Genomic DNA, 22361 nt, shown 5'->3' on the forward strand with positions numbered 1-22361 from the left:
CGCGCCACGGCGCCTGCCGAATCGTCCGGTCGGGGACGGGCAGGCGCCGCGTTCAGTTCCGCACGCCGTTGTGCGGGACGTCTCTGTGTGCCGTGATCAGACCGTCAGTGCACGGTCCGTCGGGCGGATCGGGGCCGGCAGTGCGCTGGCTCCGGTCAGGTAGCGGTCCACCCCGCGTGCCGCGGAGCGGCCCTCGGCGATGGCCCACACGATGAGGGACTGGCCGCGGCCGGCGTCACCGGCGACGAAGACCCCGCCGACGTTGGTGGCGAAGTCCGCGTCGCGCGCGACGTTGCCGCGCTCGTCGAGCTCCAGGCCGAACTGCTGGACCAGACCGTTGGCCTGGTCGGTGCCGGTGAAGCCCATGGCGAGGGTGACCAGCTGCGCGGGGATGGACCGCTCGGTGCCGGGCTTCTGCTCCAGTTTGCCGTCCTTGAACTCCACCTCGACCAGGTGCAGCGACTGGACGTCGCCGTTCTCGTCGCCCTCGAAGTGGGTGGTGGAGACGGAGTAGACCCGCTCGCCGCCCTCTTCGTGCGCGGAGGTCACCTTGTAGAGCATGGGGAAGGTCGGCCAGGGCTGGTTGGCGTTCCGGTCCTCGCCGGGCCGGGGCATGATCTCCAGCTGGGTGACGGAGAGCGCGCCCTGGCGGTGGGCGGTGCCGACGCAGTCGGCTCCGGTGTCGCCTCCGCCGATCACGACGACGTGCTTGCCCTCGGCGGTGATCGGGGTGACCGTCAGGTCGCCCTCCTGCACCTTGTTGGCCAGCGGCAGGTATTCCATGGCGAAGTGCACGCCGTTCAGCTCGCGGCCCGGGACGGGCAGATCGCGCGAGACGGTGGCACCCGCGGCGATGACGACCGCGTCGTACCGGCGGCGGAGCTTGGCGGCGTCGATGTCCCTGCCGATCTCCGTCTCGGTGCGGAACTTGGTGCCCTCCGCGCGCATCTGCTCGATGCGGCGGTTGATGTGCGACTTCTCCATCTTGAACTCGGGGATGCCGTACCGGAGAAGGCCTCCGATGCGGTCCGCGCGCTCGTAGACGGCGACGGTGTGGCCGGCCCGGGTCAGCTGCTGGGCCGCGGCGAGACCGGCCGGGCCCGAACCGATCACGGCGACGGTCTTGCCGGAGAGCCGCTCGGGCGGCTGCGGGGTGACGTCACCGTTGCCCCACGCCTTGTCGATGATGGAGACCTCGACGTTCTTGATGGTGACGGCCGGCTGGTTGATGCCGAGCACGCACGCCGACTCGCACGGGGCCGGGCAGAGCCGCCCGGTGAACTCCGGGAAGTTGTTCGTGGCGTGCAGGCGCTCGGACGCGGCCGACCAGTCCTCGCGGTAGGCGTAGTCGTTCCACTCGGGGATGAGGTTTCCGAGCGGGCAGCCGTTGTGGCAGAACGGGATGCCGCAGTCCATGCAGCGGCCGGCCTGCTTGCTGATGACCGGGAGCAGCGAGCCCGGAACGTAGACCTCGTTCCAGTCCTTGACGCGCTCACCCACGGGGCGGGTCTCGGCGACCTCGCGCCCGGTGGTCAGGAAGCCCTTGGGGTCAGCCATGGGTCGCCGCCTCCATCATCTTCTCGGTGGTCTCCTGCTCGGAGAGACCGGCGAGCTCAGCGGCGTCCTTGGCGGCGAGCACTGCCTTGTAGGTGGACGGGATGATCTTGCTGAAGCGGGCCACCGCGGTGTCCCACTCGGCCAGCAGCTTCTCGGCGACCGTGGAACCGGTCTCCTCCCGGTGACGGCGCACCACGTCGTGCAGCCACTGCCCGTCGGCCTGCGAGAGCTCCTCGATCGCGCCGAGGTTCCCGGTGTTGACGTTGTCGCGGTTCAGGTCGACGACGTACGCGACACCGCCCGACATGCCGGCCGCGAAGTTGCGTCCGGTCTCGCCGAGCACGACGGCGTGACCGCCGGTCATGTACTCGCAGCCGTGGTCGCCCACGCCTTCCGAGACGACCGTCGCGCCGGAGTTGCGGACGCAGAAGCGCTCACCGGTGCGGCCGCGCAGGAACAGCTCGCCGCCGGTGGCGCCATAGGCGATGGTGTTGCCCGCGATGGTGGAGTACTCGGCGAGGTGGTCGGCGCCGCGGTCCGGGCGGACGACGACCCGGCCGCCGGAGAGGCCCTTGCCGACGTAGTCGTTGGCGTCGCCCTCCAGGCGCAGCGTCACACCGCTCGGTACGAACGCGCCGAAGGACTGGCCGGCGGAACCGGTGAAGGTGATGTCGATGGTGTCCTGCGGCAGACCCGCGCCGCCGAACTTCTTCGTCACCTCGTGGCCGAGCATGGTGCCGACGGTCCGGTTGATGTTGCGGATCGCGATCTGGGCCCGGACGGGCTGGGCGGTCTCGGCGCTGTCCGCGTTCAGGGCGTCGGCGGCGAGCCTGATCAGCTCGTTGTCGAGGGCCTTGGCCAGGCCGTGGTCCTGCTCGATCCGCTGGTGGCGGACCGCGCCCTCGGGCAGCTCGGGGACGTGGAACAGCGGCTCCAGGTCGAGGCCCTGTGCCTTCCAGTGCGTGGTCGCGCGGTCGGTGTCGAGCAGCTCGGCGTGGCCGACGGCCTCCTCGATCGTACGGAAGCCCAGCTCGGCGAGGATCTCGCGGACCTCCTGGGCGATGAACTCGAAGAAGTTGACGACGTACTCGGCCTTGCCGGAGAAGCGGTCGCGCAGGACCGGGTTCTGGGTGGCGATGCCGACCGGGCAGGTGTCCAGGTGGCAGACGCGCATCATGACGCAGCCGGAGACGACGAGCGGCGCGGTCGCGAAACCGAACTCCTCGGCGCCCAGCAGCGCGGCGATGACCACGTCGCGGCCGGTCTTGAGCTGGCCGTCGGTCTGGACGACGATGCGGTCGCGCAGGCCGTTGAGCAGGAGCGTCTGCTGGGTCTCGGCGAGGCCGAGCTCCCAGGGGCCGCCCGCGTGCTTCAGGCTCGTCAGCGGAGAGGCGCCGGTGCCGCCGTCGTGGCCGGAGATCAGGACGACGTCCGCGTGCGCCTTGGAGACACCGGCGGCGACCGTGCCGACCCCGACCTCGGAGACCAGCTTCACATGGATGCGGGCCGCCGGGTTGGCGTTCTTGAGGTCGTGGATCAGCTGGGCCAGATCCTCGATGGAGTAGATGTCGTGGTGCGGCGGCGGCGAGATCAGACCGACACCCGGGGTGGAGTGCCGGGTCCTGGCGACCCACGGGTAGACCTTGTGGCCGGGCAGCTGGCCGCCCTCGCCGGGCTTGGCGCCCTGCGCCATCTTGATCTGGATGTCGTCCGCGTTGACCAGGTACTCGCTGGTCACACCGAAGCGGCCGGAGGCGACCTGCTTGATGGACGAGCGGCGCGCCGGGTCGTAGAGCCGGTCGGCGTCCTCGCCGCCCTCACCGGTGTTGGACTTGCCGCCCAGCTGGTTCATCGCGATGGCGAGGGTCTCGTGCGCCTCGCGGGAGATCGAGCCGTACGACATGGCGCCGGTGGAGAAGCGCTTGACGATGTCGGAGACGGACTCGACCTCGTCGACGGAGATCGGCTCGCGCTCGCTCCTGAAGCCGAACAGACCACGGAGCGTCATCAGCCGCTCGGACTGCTCGTTCACCCGGTCGGTGTACTTCTTGAAGATGTCGTAGCGCTTGTTGCGCGTGGCGTGCTGGAGGCGGAAGACCGTCTCCGGGTCGAACAGGTGCGGCTCGCCCTCGCGGCGCCACTGGTACTCGCCGCCGATCTCCAGCGCGCGGTGCGAGGCGGAGATGCCGGAGGCGGGGTAGGCCTTGGCGTGCCGGGCGGCGACCTCCCTGGCGATGACGTCGAGGCCGGCGCCGCCGATCTTGGTGGCGGTGCCGTTGAAGTACTTAGCGACGAATTCCTCGTCCAGGCCGACGGCCTCGAAGACCTGGGCGCCCCGGTAGGAGGCGACCGTCGAGATGCCCATCTTGGACATGACCTTCAGGACGCCCTTGCCGAGCGCGTAGATCAGGTTCCGGATGGCCTTCTCGGGCTCGATGCCCTCGATGAACGTACCGGCGCGGACCAGGTCCTCGACGGACTCCATCGCGAGGTACGGGTTGACCGCGGCGGCGCCGTAGCCGATGAGCAGCGCGACGTGGTGGACCTCGCGGACGTCCCCGGCCTCGACCAGCAGACCCACCTGGGTGCGCTGCTTGGTGCGGATGAGGTGGTGGTGGACGGACGAGGTGAGCAGCAGCGACGGGATCGGGGCGTGCTCGGCGTCGGAGTGCCGGTCGGAGAGGACGACCAGGCGGGCGCCGTCCTCCATGGCGGCGTCGACCTCGGCGCAGATCTGTTCGATCCGCGTGGCGAGGGCCTCGCCGCCGCCGCCGACCCGGTAGAGACCGGAGAGCGTGGCGGCCTTCATGCCCGGCATGTCGCCGTCGGCGTTGATGTGTATCAGCTTGGCCAGCTCGTCGTTGTCGATCACCGGGAAGGGCAGCGTGACGCTGCGGCACGACGCGGCGGTCGGCTCCAGCAGGTTGCCCGACGGGCCGAGCGTGGAGCGCAGCGAGGTGACGAGCTCCTCGCGGATGGCGTCCAGCGGCGGGTTGGTGACCTGCGCGAACAGCTGGGTGAAGTAGTCGAAGAGCAGCCGGGGGCGCTCGGAGAGCGCGGCGATCGGCGAGTCCGTGCCCATCGAGCCGAGCGGCTCGCCGGCGGTGCGGGCCATCGGCGCGAGGATGACGCGGAGCTCTTCCTCGGTGTAGCCGAAGGTCTGCTGGCGGCGGGTGACGGAGGCGTGCGTGTGCACGATGTGCTCCCGCTCGGGGAGGTCCTCCAGCTCGATCTCGCCGGTCTCCAGCCAGTCACCGTACGGCTGCTCGGAGGCGAGGGCGGCCTTGATCTCGTCGTCCTCGATGATGCGGCCCTCGGCCGTGTCGACGAGGAACATCTTCCCGGGCTGGAGGCGGCCCTTGCGGACGACCTTCGCGGGGTCGATGTCCAGGACACCTACCTCGGAGGAGAGCACGACGAGGCCGTCGTCGGTGACCCAGTAGCGGCCGGGGCGCAGACCGTTGCGGTCCAGGACCGCGCCGACCTGGGTGCCGTCGGTGAAGGTGACGCAGGCCGGGCCGTCCCAGGGCTCCATCATCGTGGAGTGGTACTGGTAGAAGGCGCGGCGGGCTGTATCCATGGCGTTCATGGATTCGGGGCTCTCCCACGCCTCGGGAACCATCATCAGCACCGAGTGCGGCAGCGAACGGCCACCGAGGTGGAGCAGCTCCAGGACCTCGTCGAAGGAGGCGGAGTCGGAGGCGTCGGGGGTGCAGACGGGGAAGATCCGGTCGAGCTGGGCCTCGCCGAAGAGGCCGGAGGCGAGCTGGGACTCGCGGGCCTTCATCCAGTTGCGGTTGCCCTTGACCGTGTTGATCTCGCCGTTGTGCGCGACGAAGCGGTACGGGTGGGCGAGCGGCCAGCTCGGGAAGGTGTTGGTGGAGAACCGCGAGTGGACCAGCGCGACCGCGGTGGCGAAGCGGCGGTCGGAGAGGTCCGGGAAGAACGGCTCCAGCTGCCCGGTGGTGAGCATGCCCTTGTAGACGATCGTGCGGGCGGAGAGCGAGGGGAAGTACACCCCGGCCTCCCGCTCGGCGCGCTTGCGCAGTACGAAGGCCTTGCGGTCGAGGGCGATGCCGGTGTTCTCGCCGTCCGCCACGAAGAGCTGCCGGAACTCGGGCATGGTGGCGCGGGCGCCCTTGCCGAGGATTCCGGGGGTGACGGGGACCTGGCGCCAGCCGAGGACCTTCAGGCCCTCCTCGGTGGCGACCTTCTCCAGCTTGCGGACGGCCTCGGTGGAGTCGTCGGCGGGCAGGAAGGCGATTCCGACGGCGTAGCCGCCGGCCTCGGGGAGGTCGAAGGCGGTCTCCTCGCGCAGGAAGGCGTCCGGCACCTGGAGGAGGATCCCGGCGCCGTCCCCGGAGTCGGGCTCGGATCCGGTGGCACCGCGGTGTTCGAGGTTGCGCAGTACGGTCAGCGCCTGCTCGACCAGCTCATGGCTGGCCACACCGGTCAGAGTGGCCACGAACCCGACACCACAGGCGTCGTGCTCGTTACGGGGGTCGTACATCCCCTGCTGGGCGGGGCGACCGTCCATGGGCGACCAGGCGTCGGAACGCATCGGCTCTCCCGTCGTCGTCGTGGCATATGCAGTGCCGAGGGACGACGTTGGCCCTCTGCGAAATTTCGTGCAGGTTACATAATGGGGCGCTTCTCAAGAAGCGGATAGTTCGTTCCAACATACGGACACCGCCCGAGGCAGTGGGGGCGGGTCGCAGTCGGAGGATCGGCGCCCTGGGGGACCGCAGAGAGCAGGCGTCGTTGCCCGCGGTGTCTACGGCTTGCCCGGCGGCAAGGGAAATGAAACCGCCAGGTAATGGCTACTTATGTGTAGCCCTGCATAGGGACTCATTTTACGCCCGTGGGAGCTGCTCCGCCCAGGGGCAGTCACCAAGACGTACGTCACACGGATGGCGGACACACGAAGGGCACCCATGCCCGCCTGCGGGAATGGGTGCCCGGAGCTTCGAGGGGTCAGCTCCCGACGGCCACGCCGAACAGCGTGCCCAGACCGTAGGTGATGGCCGCCGCGGCCCCGCCGAGCGCCAGCTGACGCAGCCCGCTGTACAGCCAGCTGCGGGCCGTCACCCTGGCCACCACCGCGCCGCAGGCGAACAGCCCGACCAGTGCGAGCAGCACGGCAGGCCACAGCGCGCTCGCCCCGAGCAGATACGGCAGCACGGGCAGCAGGGCGCCCAGCGCGAAGGCGCCGAACGACGACACCGCGGCGACGAGTGGCGAGGGAAGATCGCCGGGGTCGATGCCCAGCTCCTCGCGGGCGTGTATCTCCAGGGCCTGCTCCGGGTCGCGCGACAGCTGCCGCGCGACCTCGCGGGCGAGTTCGGGCTCCACTCCGCGGGACTCGTAGAGCTCGGCGAGCTCCCGCTCCTCGTCCTTGGGGTGCTTGCGCAACTCCCGTCGCTCGACGTCGAGTTCGGCCTCGACGAGCTCGCGTTGCGAGGCCACGGAGGTGTATTCGCCGGCCGCCATGGAGAACGCACCGGCGGCCAGCCCCGCCAGACCGGTGATCACGATCGTCTGCTGGGAGACCGAGCCGCCCGCGACGCCGGTCATCAGCGCGAGGTTGGAGACCAGCCCGTCCATGGCACCGAACACCGCCGGACGCAGCCAGCCGCCGTTCACGTCACGGTGGGTGTGGTTGTCGCGGTGTGCTTCGTGCAGTACGGCGTCGGTCTCGATGATGGACACAGCTCTCCCCTTCTCCGGCGGCGGAATCCACTCGCCCCACCCCCGCTCGACACCATCGAAAGTACGCACGAAAAACGCCCCCCGCCAGCAAGGCAGGCCGTACTTACCACCCTCCGTGAGCAGGTCGTACGGCCCGAGTACGGCCTTCCTCGCCACGTCCGACTCTTCATCCGACTGGCCCTTTTGTTGTGATTGTCGGCCGATGTCGGGGCTCCGCGTGGCACAGATCGAGGGAGTACGAGAACTGGCTCGGCGCGAGCGAAGGGTCGACGCGATGGAGTTGATCACAGGGGATCCGGCGGAGCCGCGGACGGGCGGTACGGGCCGGTCCGAGATGCCCCGGGGAGACCTCGCCGACCGGGCCCGCGGCTGCCTGCTCGGTCTCGCCGTCGGGGACGCGCTGGGCGCACCGGCGGAGAATCTGCGGCCGTCGGAGATCCGCCACCGCTGGGGCCGGATCGAGGGCTTCGTGAGCGACGACCCCGCGGGGACCGATGACACGGAGTACGCGATCTTCTCCGGGCTGCTGCTCGCCCGGCACGGCTCCGCACTGACCGTCACGCATGTGGAGCGGGCCTGGCATCTGTGGATCGCCGATCTCGACGAGGGCCAGTTCCGCGGTGCCGGGTTCAGCGAACGGGGGACGCTGGAGAATCTGCGCCGGGGTCTCGCCGCCCCGATCTCCGCCCAGCACCGGCACGCCTGGAGCGACGGTCTGGCGATGAGAGCGGCACCGTTCGGGGTCTTCGCGGCGGGCCGGCCGGCCGAGGCGGCGCGGCTGGTCGCGGTGGACGGGCGGGTCAGCCATGACGGGGAGGGCATCTACGGCGGCCAGGCGGTGGCGGCCGGGGTGGCCGCCGCGATGACGGGTGCCGGGGTCGCGTCGGTGATCGCCGCCGCGCTGTCGGTCGTCCCCATGGACTCCTGGACGGCGCGTTCGCTGCGGCGCGCGGTGACCGCCGCGCAGCGCGCCCACCCCGACCGGCTCACCATGGAACGCGCGGTGCGCTCCGCGGTGGTGATCGGCGGCTACCCGTGGACGGACCTGGCGCCCGAGGCGGTGGGCCTGGCCTTCGGGGCGTTCGCGGCGGCGCGCGGCGACTTCCGCACGGCGGTGCTGACGGCGGTCAACATGGGCCGCGACGCGGACACCACGGCCGCGCTGGCGGGGGCCCTGGCCGGCGCCCTGAACGGGGAGTCCGCGATCCCGCCGCAGTGGGGGGACGCCATCGGCCCGGTCCGGGGCAGCTGTCTGCCGACCATGCGGGGCCATCACGTCCTGGACATCGCGGAGTTGCTCACCCCGGACGAGGCCGACGACACGGGTGGGGTGTACGAGGCGGGCCGGGCGTACGAGAACGCCGCCCCGCGCGGCGGCCGCCCCGGCGGCGGGGCCCCGGCCGGGCACCGTTCATCCGCGGACGCGGGCACACGGCAGACGCGGCCCGCGGACGCCGGCACCCCCCGTGCCTCCGCGTCCCCGGCCGCCCGTCCCCGTACCCGCTCCACCGCCGGGCACCGGGCCCGGATCGAGGGACTGCTGCTCGGGCTCGCCGCCGGGGATGCCGCCGGGTGGCCCGCCGCACGGCACCGGGCGGCCCGGATGCCCGAGTGGACCCGGCGGCTGACCCGGGAGCTCGACACCTTCGCCGAACAGAACGCCACGACCACGCTGCCCGTCCCCATCGCGCTCAACCAGCCGCCCGAGCCGTTGCGGCTGGGGCCCTCCGACGACGCCGAATGGGCGGCCTTCGCCGCCGGGACCCTGCTCACCTCCGCGGCCGGTCCGCTGCACGGGCTCTCCCCCGGACGCCGGCTGCGGGCCGCCGTCGACGTCGCCTGGAACGCCCTGGCGGCCGAGGTCGCCGCGGCCGCCGCCCGCGCCCCCGAGGTCGAATCCGCGGTGCTCCCGCTGCGCGCCCGGATCTCGGTACGGGCCGGGCTCGGCAATCTCGCCGCCGGGCTGCGCCCGCCCGCCACCGGCCACGACAACCCGCACTACTTCGACGACGCGGCCTGCGTGCGGGCCGCCGTGCTCGCCGTCGCCCACCCCGCAAACCCCACCGCCGCCGCCGACCTCGCCGAGTTCGACGCGCGCTACACCCAGGACGGGGACGGGGTCCACGGGGCCCGCGCGATGGCGGCGGCGGTCGCCGAGGCGCTCGGCGGCGCGGACGTGGACACCGCGGTGAACGCCGCGCTCGCCCAGCTCCCCGACGGCACCGAGATCGCCCGCAACGCCGCCCACGCCGTCCGGATCGCCCGTGACTTCGTCGGGGAGGCGGCGGGCGCCTTCGCCCTGGTGCCGGTGCTGGAGCATCAGATCGTCGACCATGTCTACAGCTACGGGATCGCCGCCGCCGAGACCGTCCCGGTCGCTCTCGCCCTGGCCACCGCCGCCCGCGGCCAGATCGCCCAGGCCGTTCCCGCCGCTGCCTGCCTGTCCCGGGTGGCCGACTCGGCACCCGCGCTGGCCGGCGCGCTGACCGGTGCGCTCGGCGGAATCGGTGCCGTCCCGGACGGCTGGCGCGAGTCCTGCCGCACCCTCGCGGGCTGTGCGCTGCCCCGGCTCGCGGGGACCGATCTCATCGAACTCGCCGGGCTGCTGGCAGACACGGAACCGAAGCCCCCGGGTGGACAATTCGGACATGACATCCACGATGCCCCTGCGGCCCGAGGCCGGACCCACGACACTCGCACTCGATGAACGGATCACGGGCGCACTCGTCGGCGCCGCTGTCGGCGACGCGCTCGGCGGTCCGGTGGAGGGCCGGTCCCCCGAGCAGATCGTGGCCCGTCACGGCGGGCGGATCGACGGCGTCGTGGGCCCGTGGGACGGCGAGAACTGGCGCACCGCACGCCCCATCGCCCCGTACCACAAGGGCGACGGGCACGTCACCGACGACACCTTGATGACCCATGCGCTGGTACGGGTGTACGGCGCGGTGCGCGACCATCTGGACGCCTACGCGGTCGCCGGGCATCTCGTGCCCGAGCTGATCTCGGGCCCCCGCTGGATCCCGGAGCTGGAGGCCGAGGCGCTGCCGCTCCAGCGGATCTTCCTCGCCGAGAAGTGGATCGTCGCCCGGCTGCACTACGGCCACGTCGATCCGCGCGAGGCCGGCAACGGGAACATCGTCAACTGCGGTGCGGCGATGTACATGGCCCCGGTCGGCCTGGTCAACGCCGCCCACCCGGAGGCCGCGTACGCCGAGGCGCTGGATGTCGCCGGTGCCCACCAGTCGAGCTACGGCAGGGAGGCCGCCGGAGTCTTCGCGGCGGCCGTCGCCGCCGCCTGCGTCCCGGGCGCGACCCCCACGAGCGTCGTCGACACCTGTCTGTCGCTCGCCAAGGACGGCACCCGCTCGGCGATCGAGGCGGTGTGCGAAGCGGCCGCCGGACACAGTGACTTCGAGTCGGCGCTGACCCCGCTGCGTGAAGCGGTCGCCCCCTTCGACACGGTCGGCCCCGACTACCGCGCCCCGTCCCTCGGCGCCCGCCGGCCGTCGCGGCTGCATGCCATCGAGGAGCTGCCGATCGCGCTCGGGATGCTGCTCGTCGCGGACGGCGACTACCGGCACACGGTCCTCGGCTCGGTCAACTACGGCCGGGACTGCGACTCGATCGCCACGATGAGCGGCGCCGTCGCGGGCGCGCTCCACGGGGAGCGGGCGATCCCCGCCACCTGGGTGAGAACGGTCGCCGAGGCCAGCCGCCTCGATCTTTGCGCACCCGCGCGGACCCTGGCGGACGTCGCCCGCGAGGTGTTCGTACGCGACACGGCCCGGCGCCGCGCGCACGAGTCGGCGTTCGCCGCACTGGCGGGTACGCCATGACCGTACGGGTGACATGGGTGCAGCCCGAGGACCTCGTCGGGCACGAACTGCGGCAGGCGGCCGAGGACGGGCGGGACGCACGGGCCGTCGCACGCCGGTGGTACGAGGCGGGCGGTTCCCCCGCCCCGGAGCGCGCGGGCGCCTCCACGCCCCCGGCACCGGAGCTGCGCACCCTCGCGGAGCTGCTGCTCGATGAACTCGCCCTGCTGGACTCGCCGTTGGAGAGGGACGAACCGACGGAGCTGGCCGCGATCCGGGCCGCGTGCCCGGACTGGCCGGAGTCCCGCCCCGACGCACCGCCGGTGAGCCGGGACCGGCTGCACGCCGCCTGGCTGGGCCGGGCGGCCGGCTGTCTGCTCGGCAAGCCCGTCGAGAAGCTGCCGCTGGACGGCATCCGCGCCCTGGCCCGCGCCACCGGCAACTGGCCGCTGACCACCTGGTTCACCGCCGTGAACCTGCCCGCCCCACTGGCCGCCACCTACCCCTGGAACCGCCGCTCCGCGCCCAACTCGCTGGCCGAGAACATCGACGGCATGCCCGAGGACGACGACCTCAACTACCCATTGCTCACTGTGCTGTTGCTCCAGCGGCACGGATCGTCCTTCACCACCGGGGATCTCGCGAGGCTCTGGCTCGACGAGCTCCCGGCCGGCCGGACCTTCACCGCCGAGCGGGTCGCGTACCGCAATCTGCTGGACGGCATCGAGCCCCCGCACACCGCCCGCCACCGCAACCCCTTCCGGGAGTGGATCGGCGCGCAGATCCGGGCCGATGTACACGGCTGGACCCATCCGGGCGACCCCTCGGCCGCGGCCGAGCAGGCACACCGGGACGCCGTGCTCAGCCACACCGCCAACGGGGTGTACGGGGCGATGTTCACCGCCGCGGCGCTCGCCGAGGCGGCCGGGGGCGAGAGCGATGTGCACGGGTGCCTGGCCGCCGGGCTGCGGGTCGTACCGCCGCGTTCGCGCTTCGCGCACGCGGTGCTCCTCGGTGTCGAGGCGGCCCGGAGCAGCGCCGGTTTCGACGCGGTGGCCGACCGGCTGCACGCCGAGTACGGCAGGTACCACTGGGTCCATGTGCTGCCCAACGCCGCGCTGCTCGCCGCCGCCCTCACCCATGCCGACGGCGACTTCTCGCTCTCCATCTGCCGTGCGGTGTCGGGTGGCTGGGACACCGACTCCAACGGCGCGACCGCCGGTTCGCTCGCCGGACTGCTGGCCGGGGCCCCACCGCTGCTGCCCGGCCGCTGGACCACCCCGCTGAAGAACCGGCTCGCCTCGTCCGTCCCCGGTTTCGACTCCATCGGCTTCGACGAACTCGCCGAACAGACCCACCGGCTCGCCCAGAAGGAGGCGCTGTGCCCATGACCCGTATCGCGGTGCTCGGCAGCACCAATATGGACCTCGTCGCGTACGTCGCACGGGCTCCCGGGCCCGGCGAGACCGTCACCGGGCGGGAGTTCCGCACCGTCCCCGGCGGCAAGGGCGCCAACCAGGCCGTCGCCGCCGTCCGCGCGGGCGGCGATGTGACGATGATCGGCGCGGTGGGCGACGACGCGTACGGCGAGCTGCTCCGGGCCGGGCTGGAGCACGCGGGCCTCGACACCGATCTGCTGCACACCGCCGAGGGCCCCAGCGGTACCGCGCACATCGTCGTCGACGACACGGGCGCCAACTCCATCGTGGTGGTCCCCGGCGCCAACGGCACCGTCACCGCCCTCGGCCCCGGGGAGATGGCCGCCATCGCGGGCGCCGATCTGCTGCTGCTCCAGCTGGAGCTGCCGCTGTCCGCGGTGATCGAGGGCGCACGGGTGGCCCACGCCCAGGGCGTACGGACCATCCTCACCCCCTCCCCCGTGCAGCCCCTGCCCGCCGAACTCCTGGACTGTGTCGATCTGTTGATCCCCAATGAGCACGAGGCGGCGGCGCTGACCGGCTTCACCGACCCCCATGCGGCGGCACGCCATCTGCTCAGCCAGGTCCCCGCGGTGATCGTCACGCTCGGCGCGAAGGGCTGCCTGTACGCGGCCCGGGGCGGCGAGCCCGTCCTCTTCCCCGCCCCCGAGGTCACCGCCGTCGACACCACCGGGGCGGGCGACACCTTCGTCGGCACGCTCGCCGTCGCGCTCGGCGAGCGGCGCCCCGTACCGGAGTCGCTGGCCTGGGCGTCGTCGGCCGCCGCGCTCTGCGTCCAGCGGCCTGGTGCCTCGACCTCCATGCCGTACCGCACCGAGATCGACGCCGCATGACCGCGCCCGCGCAGGCTCCGCTGACCGGGCTGCGGGTCGTCGACCTCGCCACGCTCTTCGCCGGTCCGCTCTCCGCCACCATGCTCGGCGACTTCGGCGCGGAGGTGATCAAGGTCGAGCATCCGCGCAGGCCCGACCCCTCTCGCGGCCACGGCCCCACGAAGAACGGCGTCGGCCTGTGGTGGAAGCTGCTCGGCCGCAACAAGCGCAATCTGACCCTCGACCTGTCCGCCCCCGGCGGCCGTGACGTCCTGCTCCGGCTGGCCGCCGGGACGGATGTGATCATCGAGAACTTCCGGCCGGGCACGCTGGAGCGCTGGGGTCTGGGCTGGCCGGAGCTGCACGCGGCCAACCCGCGGCTGGTCCTGGTCAGGGTCACCGGTTTCGGTCAGTTCGGCCCGTACGCGCACCGCCCCGGCTTCGGCACCCTGGCCGAGGCGATGAGCGGGTTCGCCGCGATCACCGGGGAGCCGGACGGGCCGCCCACGCTGCCGCCGTTCGGGCTCGCCGACTCGATCGCGGCGCTGGCCACCGCGTACGCCGTGATGGCCGCGCTCGCCGGGCGCGAGCGCACCGGTCAGGGGCAGATCGTCGACATGGCGATCATCGAGCCGATCCTGACCGTGCTCGGCCCGCAGCCCATCTGGTACGACCAGCTCGGCTACGTACAGCCGCGCACCGGCAACCGCTCCCGGAACAACGCCCCGCGCAACACGTACCGCACCTCGGACGGGCACTGGGTGGCGGTCTCCACCTCCGCGCAGTCGATCGCGGAGCGGGTGATGCGCCTGGTCGGCCGGGCCGAGCTGATCGACGAGCCGTGGTTCGCCTCCGGCACCACCCGGGCCGAGCACGCCGACGAGCTCGACGGGGCGGTCGGCAACTGGATCGCCCGGCACACCCGTCAGGAGGCGGTCTCGGCCTTCGAGAAGGCGGAGGCGGCCATCGCACCGATCCACGACGTCCAGGACGTGATGGAGGACCCGCAGTACCGGGCGCTGGACTCGGTCACCGAGGTCGACGACCCGGAGCTGGGTCCGCTGAGGATGCAGAACGTGCTCTTCCGTCTCTCGGCGACGCCGGGCGCGATCCGCTGGGCGGGCCGGCCGCACGGCGCGGACACCGAGGAGATCCTGACCGGGCTGGGGCTGTCGGCCCCGGAGATCGCCGCGCTGCGGGCGGAGCGGGTGCTGTGACGGCGGCGGTCCCGCTCACCTGGCTGTATGTCCCCGGGGACCGGCCGGAGGTGGTGCGCAAGGCGCGGGATTCGGGCGCGGACGTGGTGATCGTGGACCTGGAGGACGCGGTGGCACCGGACCGCAAGGAGTACGCGCGCGCGGCCACCGCCGAGCTGCTGTCCGAAGCGGCCGGGGATGCGGCCGTGCCGATCCACGTCCGGGTCCACACCGAGGCGGACATCCTCGCCCTGGCCGGGCTGCCGGGCCTCGACGAGCTGCGGCTGCCCAAGATCACGCACGCGGCGTCCGTCCATCACATCGCGGCCGTGGCGCCGGGCGTCGCACTCTGTCCGCTGCTGGAGTCGGCGCTCGGCATCGAGCACGCGTACACGGTCGCCGCCTCCCATCCCCAGGTGCGTTCCATCGCCCTCGGCGAGGCGGACCTCCGGGCCGATCTGGGGGTACGGGAGGACGCCGGGCTCGACTGGTCGCGCAGCCGGGTGGTGGTCGCCGCCCGCGCGGCCGGACTGGCCCCACCCGCCCAGTCGGTGTTCCCGGACGTCCGGGACCTGGACGGCCTGTGGGCATCCTGCGCGCACGGCCGTGCGCTGGGCTTCCTGGGCCGGGCCGCGATCCATCCCCGCCAGCTCCCGGTGATCGAGCGGGCGTACCGCCCGACGCCGAGGGAGATCGAGGCGGCGGAGGAGATCGTGGCGGCGGCCGTGACGGACGAGGGCGCGCTGGCCCTGCCGGACGGCCGGTTCGTCGACGCGGCGGTGGTGGCCTCGGCCAGGAGGACGCTGGCGCTGGCCGACGGGTGAGGCCACATGCGACGGGGCCCCGGACCGGTCGGTCCGGGGCCCCGTTCCACGGGTTCACACGGCTCAGCCGTTCTTGGCCGTCTCCGCGGTGTCGCTCTTCTCCAGTGTCGTGACGGCGGTCTTGACCGCCTCGTCCTCGGCGTCCTCGGAATCCGCGTCGCTCTTGGAGCCCGCGTCGTCCTCCGCGTCGCCGGCCTTCGCATCCGCCGCCCGGGCCGCTTCCTCCGCGGCGCCCGGCTCCACGACCTCCTCGCGCCCCGGCCGTACCTTCGCCGAGATCACCATGTACACCACCGCCAGCACGAACACGATCAGCGCGGTCCACACGTTCAGGCGCAGGCCCAGGATGTGGTGGGCCTCGTCGACCCGCATGTACTCGATCCAGCCCCGCCCCGCGCAGTACGCGGCGACGTACAGGGCGAACGCCCGGCCGTGTCCGAGCTTGAAGCGGCGGTCCGCCCAGATCACCAGCAGGGCGACACCGATGCACCACAGCGACTCGTAGAGGAACGTCGGGTGATAGGTGCCGGCGACCCGGTTGGGGCCCTCGCTGATCTTCAGCGCCCACGGCAGATCGGTCGGCTTGCCGTACAGCTCCTGGTTGAACCAGTTGCCCCAGCGGCCGCAGGCCTGGGCCAGGGCGATGCCGGGAGCGAGCGCGTCGGCCCAGGCGGGCAGCGGGATCCCGCGGCGGCGGCAGCCGATCCAGGCGCCGACGGCACCGAGCGCGATCGCGCCCCAGATGCCGAGGCCGCCCTGCCAGATCTTGAAGGCGTCGACCCAGTTCTCACCGTCGCTGAAGTACAGCTGGTAGTCGGTGATGACGTGGTAGAGCCGGCCGCCGACGAGGCCGAAGGGCACGGCCCAGACGGCGATGTCGGCAACAGTGCCGGATCTGCCGCCCCGGGCGACCCAGCGCTTGTTGCCGAACCAGACGGCGACGAAGACACCGATGATGATGCAGAACGCGTAGCCGCGGAGCGGGATCGGGCCGAGCTCGATCACGCCGGTCGACGGGCTGGGAATGTAGGCAAGGTCCATGGCAAGGTCGACGCTACCTTGCCGGGTGGGGCGTACGGCAACCCACCCGACAACGTGTGGGTAACGGCAGGTCATCGTTTCCCCTGCCCGCCCCGCGTGTGGACCGGTCAGGAACCCGACGGGGCCGGGGTGGCCGTGCCCGGCTTCTTGCCCTTGTTGGCCTCGGCCACCCACTTCTTCAGGTTGGCCACGGTGATCGGCTCGGTCCCCTTCTTCGGGAAGATCGATTCCCCGTTGAGCAGCGCGGTCGGCGTCCCCTGGAATCCGCCGTTCTGGAACGCCGTGTTGGACTTCTTGACCCAGCTGTCGTGCTTGCCGTCCTCCACACAGCCGCGGAATCCGGGGGTGTCGAGCCCCGGTACCTTCCCCGAGAGCTCGATCAGCTTGGCGTTGTCACCGAAGGCGTCGTCGGTCTCCTGCGGCTGGTTGCGGTAGAGCACGTCGTGGTACGCGGAGAACTTGCCGGCGTCCTGGGCACAGGCCGCGGCATTGGCCGCGCGCAGCGAGCCGCTGCCGCCGAGATTGCCGTCGATGATCGTGGCGAGGTGGTACTCGACCTTGATCTGTCCGGTGCTCTCCAGCTGGTGGATCGTGTCGCGGAACGCGTTCTCGAACTGGGCGCAGACCGGGCAGCGGAAGTCCTCCCAGATGGTGAGCGTGGACGGGGCACCGTCCGCGCCCACCTGGATGGCCAGACTGTCCTTCCCGGTCGCGCCGGACGGTGCGACGAGGGGGCCCGCCTCGCTCTTGTCGCTCTTGCCGCCCGAATTCGCGGCGATCACGCCGACGACGGCGGCCAGCGCCAGCACACCCACCACCGCACTGGAGACGATCAGTGTGCGCCTGCGGCGCTCACCGGCCTTCTGGCGCTCACGCTGCTGTACGAGCCGGTCTCGCGCGGCCCTTTTTCCCTGTTCGTTCTTCTCGCTCACACCCGCAGCAACGAACCGGGGAGGCACGTGCGTGCCTCCCCGGTCCAGGTCCACCCGTTTGGGTTACACCCGATTCAGCGCTTTCGAACGCCTTCGGCGAGTTCGCCCGCCAGGGAGCGGACGGCGGCCAGCCCGGCCGCCTCGTCGGGGGCGTCCAGCATCGCCTTGACGAACGCGGAGCCGACGATCACCCCGTCGGCGAAGCCCGCCACCTCTGCGGCCTGCCGGGCGTTGGAGACGCCCAGGCCGACGCAGACCGGCAGGTCCGTCGTGGCGCGGGTGCGCCGGACCAGGTCCTGGGCCTGGTCGCCGACCGACTCGCGGGTGCCGGTGACACCCATCAGCGAGGCCGCGTAGACGAAGCCGGAGCCGGCCGCGGTGATGGTGGCGAGGCGCTCGTCCTTGCTGCTGGGCGCGACGACGAAGACGGTCGCGAGACCGTGCTTGTCGGCGTGCTCGCGCCACAGCGCGGACTCCTGGACCGGCAGGTCGGGCAGGATGCACCCGGCGCCTCCCGCCTCGGCGAGCTCGGCGGTGAAGCGCTCGACGCCGTACCGGTCGATCGGGTTCCAGTACGTCATGACGAGGATCGGGACACCGGTCGCCCCGTACGCCTCACGGACCGTGCGCATCACGTCGGCGATCTTCACGCCACCGCGCAGGGCGATGTCGTCGGCGGTCTGGATGACCGGTCCGTCGAGCACCGGGTCGCTGTGCGGCAGCCCCACCTCGACGATGTCCGCGCCGCCCGCCACGACCGCCTTCACGGCCTCGATCGCGCCGTCGACGGTCGGGAACCCGGCCGGGAGGTACGCGATGAGCGCGGCCCGGTCCTCCGCCTTCGCCTGCGCGAGGGAGGTGTTCAACAGCTCCACGTTGCCGCTCACTTGGTGACCTCCTCTTCCCCGTCGGCCACATCGGCCTCGACGACCCCGTCGGTCCCGTCGTACAGCCCGAAGTAGCGGGCTGCGGTGTCCATGTCCTTGTCGCCGCGGCCGGACAGGTTGACCACGATCAGCCCGTCCTTGCCGAGCTCCTTGCCGACCTCCAGGGCTCCGGCCAGAGCGTGGGCGCTCTCGATGGCCGGAATGATCCCTTCGGTGCGGGAGAGGAGACGCAGCGACTGCATGGCCGCGTCGTCGGTGACCGCGCGGTACTCGCCGCGGCCGATGTCCTTGAGGTACGAGTGCTCCGGGCCGATGCCCGGGTAGTCGAGACCGGCCGAGATGGAGTACGGCTCGGTGATCTGGCCCTCGTCGTCCTGGAGGACGTAGCTGCGCGAGCCGTGCAGGATGCCGGGCTCGCCCGCGGTCAGGGTCGCCGCGTGCTCGCCGGTCTCCACGCCGTGTCCGGCGGGCTCGCAGCCGATCAGCCGGACGTGCGCGTCCGGGATGAAGGCGTGGAAGAGCCCGATGGCGTTGGAACCGCCGCCGACGCAGGCGACGGCGGCGTCCGGCAGCCGGCCGGTCCGCTCCAGGATCTGGCGGCGGGCCTCGACACCGATGACCCGGTGGAAGTCGCGGACCATGGCCGGGAAGGGGTGCGGTCCCGCGACGGTACCGAAGAGGTAGTGCGTGCGGTCCACATTGGCGACCCAGTCGCGGAACGCCTCGTTGATGGCGTCCTTCAGGGTCCTGGAGCCGGACTTCACGGCGATGACCTCGGCGCCGAGCATCCGCATCCGCGCCACGTTCAGCGCCTGCCGCTCGGTGTCGATCTCGCCCATGTAGATGGTGCATTCGAGGCCGAAGAGCGCGCAGGCGGTCGCGGTGGCGACGCCGTGCTGCCCGGCGCCGGTCTCGGCGATGACCCGGGTCTTGCCCATGCGCTTGGTGAGCAGCGCCTGGCCCAGCACGTTGTTGATCTTGTGCGAGCCGGTGTGGTTGAGGTCCTCGCGCTTGAGGAAGATCCGGGCGCCGCCCGCGTGCTCCGCGAAGCGCGGGACCTCGGTCAGCGCGCTGGGCCGGCCGGTGTAGTTGACCATGAGCTCGTTGAGCTCGGCGGCGAAGGCCGGGTCGGCCTTGGCCTTGTCGTACTCGACGGCGACCTCGTCCACGGCGGCGACGAGCGCCTCCGGGATGAACTTGCCGCCGAACGCACCGAAGTACCCCTCGGCGCTGGGGATCAGACCCTCCGGGTCCGGAATGAAGAAGTCAGATGACATCCGACGTGCTCCTCGACATCGCAATGGGTGGATTCACCGTATGCGCCGTGAGCGGAGCGCCACCGCGACCGGCGGTCGGGCGGTGCGGTCGTACGTACGACTGGAGTGGTGCGGGTACGTCGGCCGGGGCTCGCTACAGCGCGGTCCCCGTGCGCCATCGCATGCCGTTGACCTGGCCGGGCTCGTCGCCGATCACGTACCGCACCCGCCGGCCGTGCACACGGCGCGCGGGAGCGCGGCAGCCGCGGGGGCGGCAGCCGCGTGCCAGCGGGGCGTGCGGGACCCGGACCGTGGTCCCGGTGGGGCGCAGGCCCCGCCGGCGACGGGACGCGGGACGTTCGGCGGACACGGGTCGGGTCAGCTCCGTCCGTGCCGGAGCGCCGGGTGGGCGCCGGCGGCGACCAGGTCGGCGACGGCGGCCCGCGGGTCGCGGCCGGTGACCAGGGACTCGCCCACGAGCACCGCGTCGGCGCCCGCGTTGGCGTACGCGATCAGGTCGTGCGGGCCCCGTACACCGGACTCGGCGACCTTGACGATGTGGGCCGGGATCTCGGGGGCGACGCGCTCGAAGACGGAGCGGTCGACCTTGAGGTCCTTCAGGTTGCGCGCGTTGACACCGATGACCTTCGCCCCGGCGTCCACGGCGCGCTCGGCCTCCTCCTCGTCGTGCACCTCGACCAGCGGCGTCAGGCCGATGGACTCGGCGCGCTCGATCAGGGAGACCAGGGCCTCCTGGTCGAGGGCGGCGACGATCAGCAGGGCGAGGTCGGCGCCGTAGGCGCGGGCCTCCCAGAGCTGGTACGAGGTGACGATGAAGTCCTTGCGCAGGACCGGGATGTCGACCTTGGCGCGGACGGCCTCCAGGTCGGCGAGCGAGCCGCCGAAGCGGCGCTCCTCGGTGAGGACCGAGATGACGGACGCGCCGCCCGCCTCGTAGTCCGCGGCGAGCGCGGCCGGGTCGGCGATCGCGGCCAGGGCCCCCTTGGAGGGGCTGGAACGCTTGACCTCGCAGATGACGGTGACGCCCTCGCCGCGCAGGGCGGCGACTCCGTCCTTGGCCCCGGGAGCGCGCGCCGCGCGCTCCTTCAGCTCGTCGAGGCTGACACGCGCCTGCCGCTCTGCGAGGTCGGCGCGTACGCCGTCGATGATCTCGTCGAGCACACTCACGCGAGCGGCCCCCTTCCGGGACGGTGATGAGGGAACAGGATCAGCCATGTCAATGCTATCCGCAGGAGGGCGAAGGGCCCGAATCCGGTGGGCGAATGTCCCACTACCTGGGCATTCAAGGCGCCAGAAACGAACCGATCGGTAGATTCCGGACGACCGAGAAGGCCAGCAGCACGGCCCCGATCCCCCACCAGACGACGGGTTTCGCGGCGAGGCTCATGGGTCTGCCCCGGGCGGCGCGGACCGCCCAGACGGCCCACAGGACGGCGAAGGCCGCGTAGCCGGCGACGGCCATCGCGTTGGAGCCGAGGGCCGCGGCGATGTCGCCGTGCGCGACGGCGTGGGCGCTGCGCAGTCCGCCGCAGCCCGGACAGTAGAGCCCGGTGAACCTCAGCAGCGGGCAGAGCGGGTAGTGGCCGGGCTCGTTGGGGTCGACGGCACCGACGTAGCCGAACGCGCCGACGACGACGGCCATGACGCCGGCCGGCGTGGTCAGCCGCCGGATGCGCGAGGCCGGTACGGGGGCCGGGGGGAAGACCGGCGGGGCGGCGGGGGTAGGCGATGCGTCCACCCCGTGATTGTCCCCGCTGACGCCGAAAGGCGCAGCCCGGGCCGGGCTGCGCCTCGCATGCGTACGGGTGCCGCGCGGCGTCAGGAGACCTGGGCCTGTGCGGCGCGCGCCCGTGCCTGGGCCATCTCGGCGGACTCCTTCGGCATGCCGAGGCCCGCGGCCTTCATCGCGAGGCCGACGACCCCACCCAGGAGGACGACGGCGATTCCGGCCCAGAAGCCGACGGGGTTGGCCGCGACCATGAAGACGCCTGCGACGCAGAAGCCGATGAAGGAGATGATGACACCGGTCCAGGCGGCCGGGGTGTGTCCGTGGCTGCTGCCCGCCATGAGTTGCTCCTTGTTGGTGTTGCGCTGTTGGTATCGCTGTACGCAAAGCTGGTGCCGCTGTTGGTGCCGCTGTGCTGAAAGCTCGGCTTCATTGTCCCGTACGTGCGGGTAGGCCGTCAGCTGGGGGTGTCTCCTAGCGCGTCGGGTCCTCGCCGCGGTCCAGGGCCTTCCAGAGGTCCTCCGGCCGGTCCGGGTCCGGGGCTGTTCGGGCGGCCTTGCGGGGGCGGGGGGTGCCGTCCCGTTCGTACCGTCCCGACATGGTGGGCCAGAGCTTCCCGTAGCGCAGGGCGAGCAGCCCGGCGAGCAGGATCAGCAGGCCGCCGGCCGCGGTGACGTAGGGCCACGCGGTGTGGGCGAGCGCGCCGATGGTCGCCGAGGCGTCGCCGGTGGACTGGGCCGCCTTCTCGTCGAGCGCCGCGCTGTCGGAGGCGCCGAGGCAGGCGCTCAGTCCGGCGCCGAGGCCGCTGAGGGCGAGGAGCCCGGCGACGACCAGCCGGCCGGCGCCCCGGACCGCGAAGACGGCGACGAGGGCGGCCAGGCCGACTATGGCGAGAGCCGCGGGGAGGCCGGTGACGTCCTGCCCGTCGGCGGTCAGGGGCAGCGCGCCGCCGCCGACGGACGCCTCGCCCTCGGCCCAGGTCTGGCCGGAGGCGAGGAGCACGACGGTGGCGCCGGCCGCCCCGAGGAGCAGACCGGCGGCCAGACTGCGACGGCTTCCCGAGGCGTCGGGCGCCGCGTCGGGCGCGGCGACGGCTCGGGTACGGGGCTGGGGTACGGGGACAGCGCTCACGTACTCCACTATCCC

General features: G+C 72.3%; 18 protein-coding genes and 1 pseudogene. 7 read left to right on the forward strand and 12 right to left on the reverse strand.

Going from position 1 to position 22361, the window contains the following annotated elements:
* Positions 1–96: 96 nt before the first annotated feature.
* From ACWCPY_RS07600 to ACWCPY_RS07610, 3 genes are all read right to left on the reverse strand, one after another.
* Complete coding sequence (locus ACWCPY_RS07600) at positions 97–1557, reverse strand: glutamate synthase subunit beta (protein WP_451263409.1); 1461 nt, start codon at positions 1555–1557, stop codon at positions 97–99.
* Positions 1550–6118: a glutamate synthase large subunit gene (gene gltB / locus ACWCPY_RS07605; protein WP_451263410.1), complete on the reverse strand. Its 4569-nt coding sequence runs from the start codon at positions 6116–6118 to the stop codon at positions 1550–1552. The genes ACWCPY_RS07600 and gltB overlap by 8 nt, the downstream gene beginning before the upstream one ends.
* 413 nt (positions 6119–6531) lie before the next feature.
* Positions 6532–7266, reverse strand: a complete 735-nt coding sequence (locus tag ACWCPY_RS07610; RefSeq protein WP_362443606.1) for a VIT1/CCC1 transporter family protein — start codon at positions 7264–7266, stop codon at positions 6532–6534.
* 334 nt (positions 7267–7600) lie between these two features.
* Between ACWCPY_RS07610 and ACWCPY_RS07615 the strand changes: the two are divergent.
* The 7 genes and pseudogenes from ACWCPY_RS07615 to ACWCPY_RS07645 all read left to right on the forward strand — a co-directional run.
* A pseudogene (locus ACWCPY_RS07615) lies at positions 7601–8419 on the forward strand (ADP-ribosylglycohydrolase family protein); the annotation flags it as partial.
* A gap of 375 nt (positions 8420–8794) precedes the next feature.
* Positions 8795–9973, forward strand: coding sequence for an ADP-ribosylglycohydrolase family protein (locus tag ACWCPY_RS07620; RefSeq protein ID WP_451263491.1), 1179 nt, complete (start codon positions 8795–8797; stop codon positions 9971–9973).
* Positions 9915–11102 (forward strand): ADP-ribosylglycohydrolase family protein, encoded by a 1188-nt coding sequence (locus ACWCPY_RS07625; protein ID WP_451263411.1) that lies wholly within the window; start codon positions 9915–9917, stop codon positions 11100–11102. Before ACWCPY_RS07620 ends, ACWCPY_RS07625 begins: the two co-directional genes overlap by 59 nt.
* The gene (locus ACWCPY_RS07630; protein ID WP_451263412.1) at positions 11099–12472 is read left to right on the forward strand and encodes an ADP-ribosylglycohydrolase family protein; all 1374 of its coding nucleotides are present in this window, start codon (positions 11099–11101) and stop codon (positions 12470–12472) included. The genes ACWCPY_RS07625 and ACWCPY_RS07630 overlap by 4 nt, the downstream gene beginning before the upstream one ends.
* Complete coding sequence (rbsK, locus tag ACWCPY_RS07635; RefSeq protein ID WP_451263413.1) at positions 12469–13353, forward strand: ribokinase; 885 nt, start codon at positions 12469–12471, stop codon at positions 13351–13353. The genes ACWCPY_RS07630 and rbsK overlap by 4 nt, the downstream gene beginning before the upstream one ends.
* Positions 13350–14549 carry a CaiB/BaiF CoA transferase family protein gene (locus tag ACWCPY_RS07640; protein ID WP_451263414.1) on the forward strand — a complete coding sequence of 400 codons (1200 nt, stop codon included), beginning with the start codon at positions 13350–13352 and terminating at the stop codon, positions 14547–14549. Before rbsK ends, ACWCPY_RS07640 begins: the two co-directional genes overlap by 4 nt.
* Positions 14546–15352 (forward strand): HpcH/HpaI aldolase/citrate lyase family protein, encoded by an 807-nt coding sequence (locus tag ACWCPY_RS07645; protein ID WP_451263415.1) that lies wholly within the window; start codon positions 14546–14548, stop codon positions 15350–15352. The genes ACWCPY_RS07640 and ACWCPY_RS07645 overlap by 4 nt, the downstream gene beginning before the upstream one ends.
* Positions 15353–15415: 63 nt before the next feature.
* Here the strand turns inward: ACWCPY_RS07645 and lgt are convergent, their stop codons facing one another.
* The 9 genes from lgt to ACWCPY_RS07690 all read right to left on the reverse strand — a co-directional run bounded on the left by lgt (position 15416) and on the right by ACWCPY_RS07690 (position 22355).
* A complete protein-coding gene (gene lgt / locus ACWCPY_RS07650) occupies positions 15416–16393 on the reverse strand; it encodes a prolipoprotein diacylglyceryl transferase (protein ID WP_451263416.1) in 978 nt (325 codons plus the stop codon).
* A gap of 107 nt (positions 16394–16500) precedes the next feature.
* Entirely contained in the window at positions 16501–17325 is an 825-nt protein-coding gene (locus ACWCPY_RS07655) for a DsbA family protein (protein ID WP_451263417.1), read from the reverse strand.
* 74 nt (positions 17326–17399) lie between these two features.
* Positions 17400–18212 (reverse strand): tryptophan synthase subunit alpha, encoded by an 813-nt coding sequence (trpA, locus tag ACWCPY_RS07660; protein ID WP_451263418.1) that lies wholly within the window; start codon positions 18210–18212, stop codon positions 17400–17402.
* Positions 18209–19489 (reverse strand): tryptophan synthase subunit beta, encoded by a 1281-nt coding sequence (trpB, locus tag ACWCPY_RS07665; RefSeq protein WP_451263420.1) that lies wholly within the window; start codon positions 19487–19489, stop codon positions 18209–18211. Before trpB ends, trpA begins: the two co-directional genes overlap by 4 nt.
* Before the next feature lie 133 nt (positions 19490–19622).
* Positions 19623–19838, reverse strand: a complete 216-nt coding sequence (gene trpM, locus ACWCPY_RS07670; protein WP_362443636.1) for a tryptophan biosynthesis modulator TrpM — start codon at positions 19836–19838, stop codon at positions 19623–19625.
* A gap of 8 nt (positions 19839–19846) precedes the next feature.
* Positions 19847–20656: an indole-3-glycerol phosphate synthase TrpC gene (trpC, locus tag ACWCPY_RS07675; RefSeq protein WP_451263421.1), complete on the reverse strand. Its 810-nt coding sequence runs from the start codon at positions 20654–20656 to the stop codon at positions 19847–19849.
* Between the two features lie 115 nt (positions 20657–20771).
* A complete protein-coding gene (locus ACWCPY_RS07680; RefSeq protein ID WP_451263422.1) occupies positions 20772–21227 on the reverse strand; it encodes a DUF2752 domain-containing protein in 456 nt (151 codons plus the stop codon).
* A gap of 80 nt (positions 21228–21307) precedes the next feature.
* Positions 21308–21556 carry an HGxxPAAW family protein gene (locus ACWCPY_RS07685; protein WP_266420573.1) on the reverse strand — a complete coding sequence of 83 codons (249 nt, stop codon included), beginning with the start codon at positions 21554–21556 and terminating at the stop codon, positions 21308–21310.
* Positions 21557–21689: 133 nt separating this feature from the next.
* Positions 21690–22355, reverse strand: coding sequence for a TIGR02234 family membrane protein (locus tag ACWCPY_RS07690; protein WP_451263423.1), 666 nt, complete (start codon positions 22353–22355; stop codon positions 21690–21692).
* Positions 22356–22361 lie beyond the last annotated feature (6 nt).

Source organism: Streptomyces sp. NPDC002403 (assembly GCF_053593015.1).

Bases quoted from the DNA above. Each gene is read 5' to 3' on its own strand.
- ACWCPY_RS07600 (WP_451263409.1), bottom strand. From the start codon at position 1,557: ATGGCTGACCCCAAGGGCTTCCTGACCACCGGGCGCGAGGTCGCCGAG.
- gltB (WP_451263410.1), bottom strand. From the start codon at position 6,118: ATGCGTTCCGACGCCTGGTCGCCCATGGACGGTCGCCCCGCCCAGCAG.
- ACWCPY_RS07625 (WP_451263411.1), top strand. From the start codon at position 9,915: ATGACATCCACGATGCCCCTGCGGCCCGAGGCCGGACCCACGACACTC.
- ACWCPY_RS07630 (WP_451263412.1), top strand. From the start codon at position 11,099: ATGACCGTACGGGTGACATGGGTGCAGCCCGAGGACCTCGTCGGGCAC.
- rbsK (WP_451263413.1), top strand. From the start codon at position 12,469: ATGACCCGTATCGCGGTGCTCGGCAGCACCAATATGGACCTCGTCGCG.
- ACWCPY_RS07640 (WP_451263414.1), top strand. From the start codon at position 13,350: ATGACCGCGCCCGCGCAGGCTCCGCTGACCGGGCTGCGGGTCGTCGAC.
- lgt (WP_451263416.1), bottom strand. From the start codon at position 16,393: ATGGACCTTGCCTACATTCCCAGCCCGTCGACCGGCGTGATCGAGCTC.
- trpB (WP_451263420.1), bottom strand. From the start codon at position 19,489: ATGTCATCTGACTTCTTCATTCCGGACCCGGAGGGTCTGATCCCCAGC.
- ACWCPY_RS07685 (WP_266420573.1), bottom strand. From the start codon at position 21,556: ATGGCGGGCAGCAGCCACGGACACACCCCGGCCGCCTGGACCGGTGTC.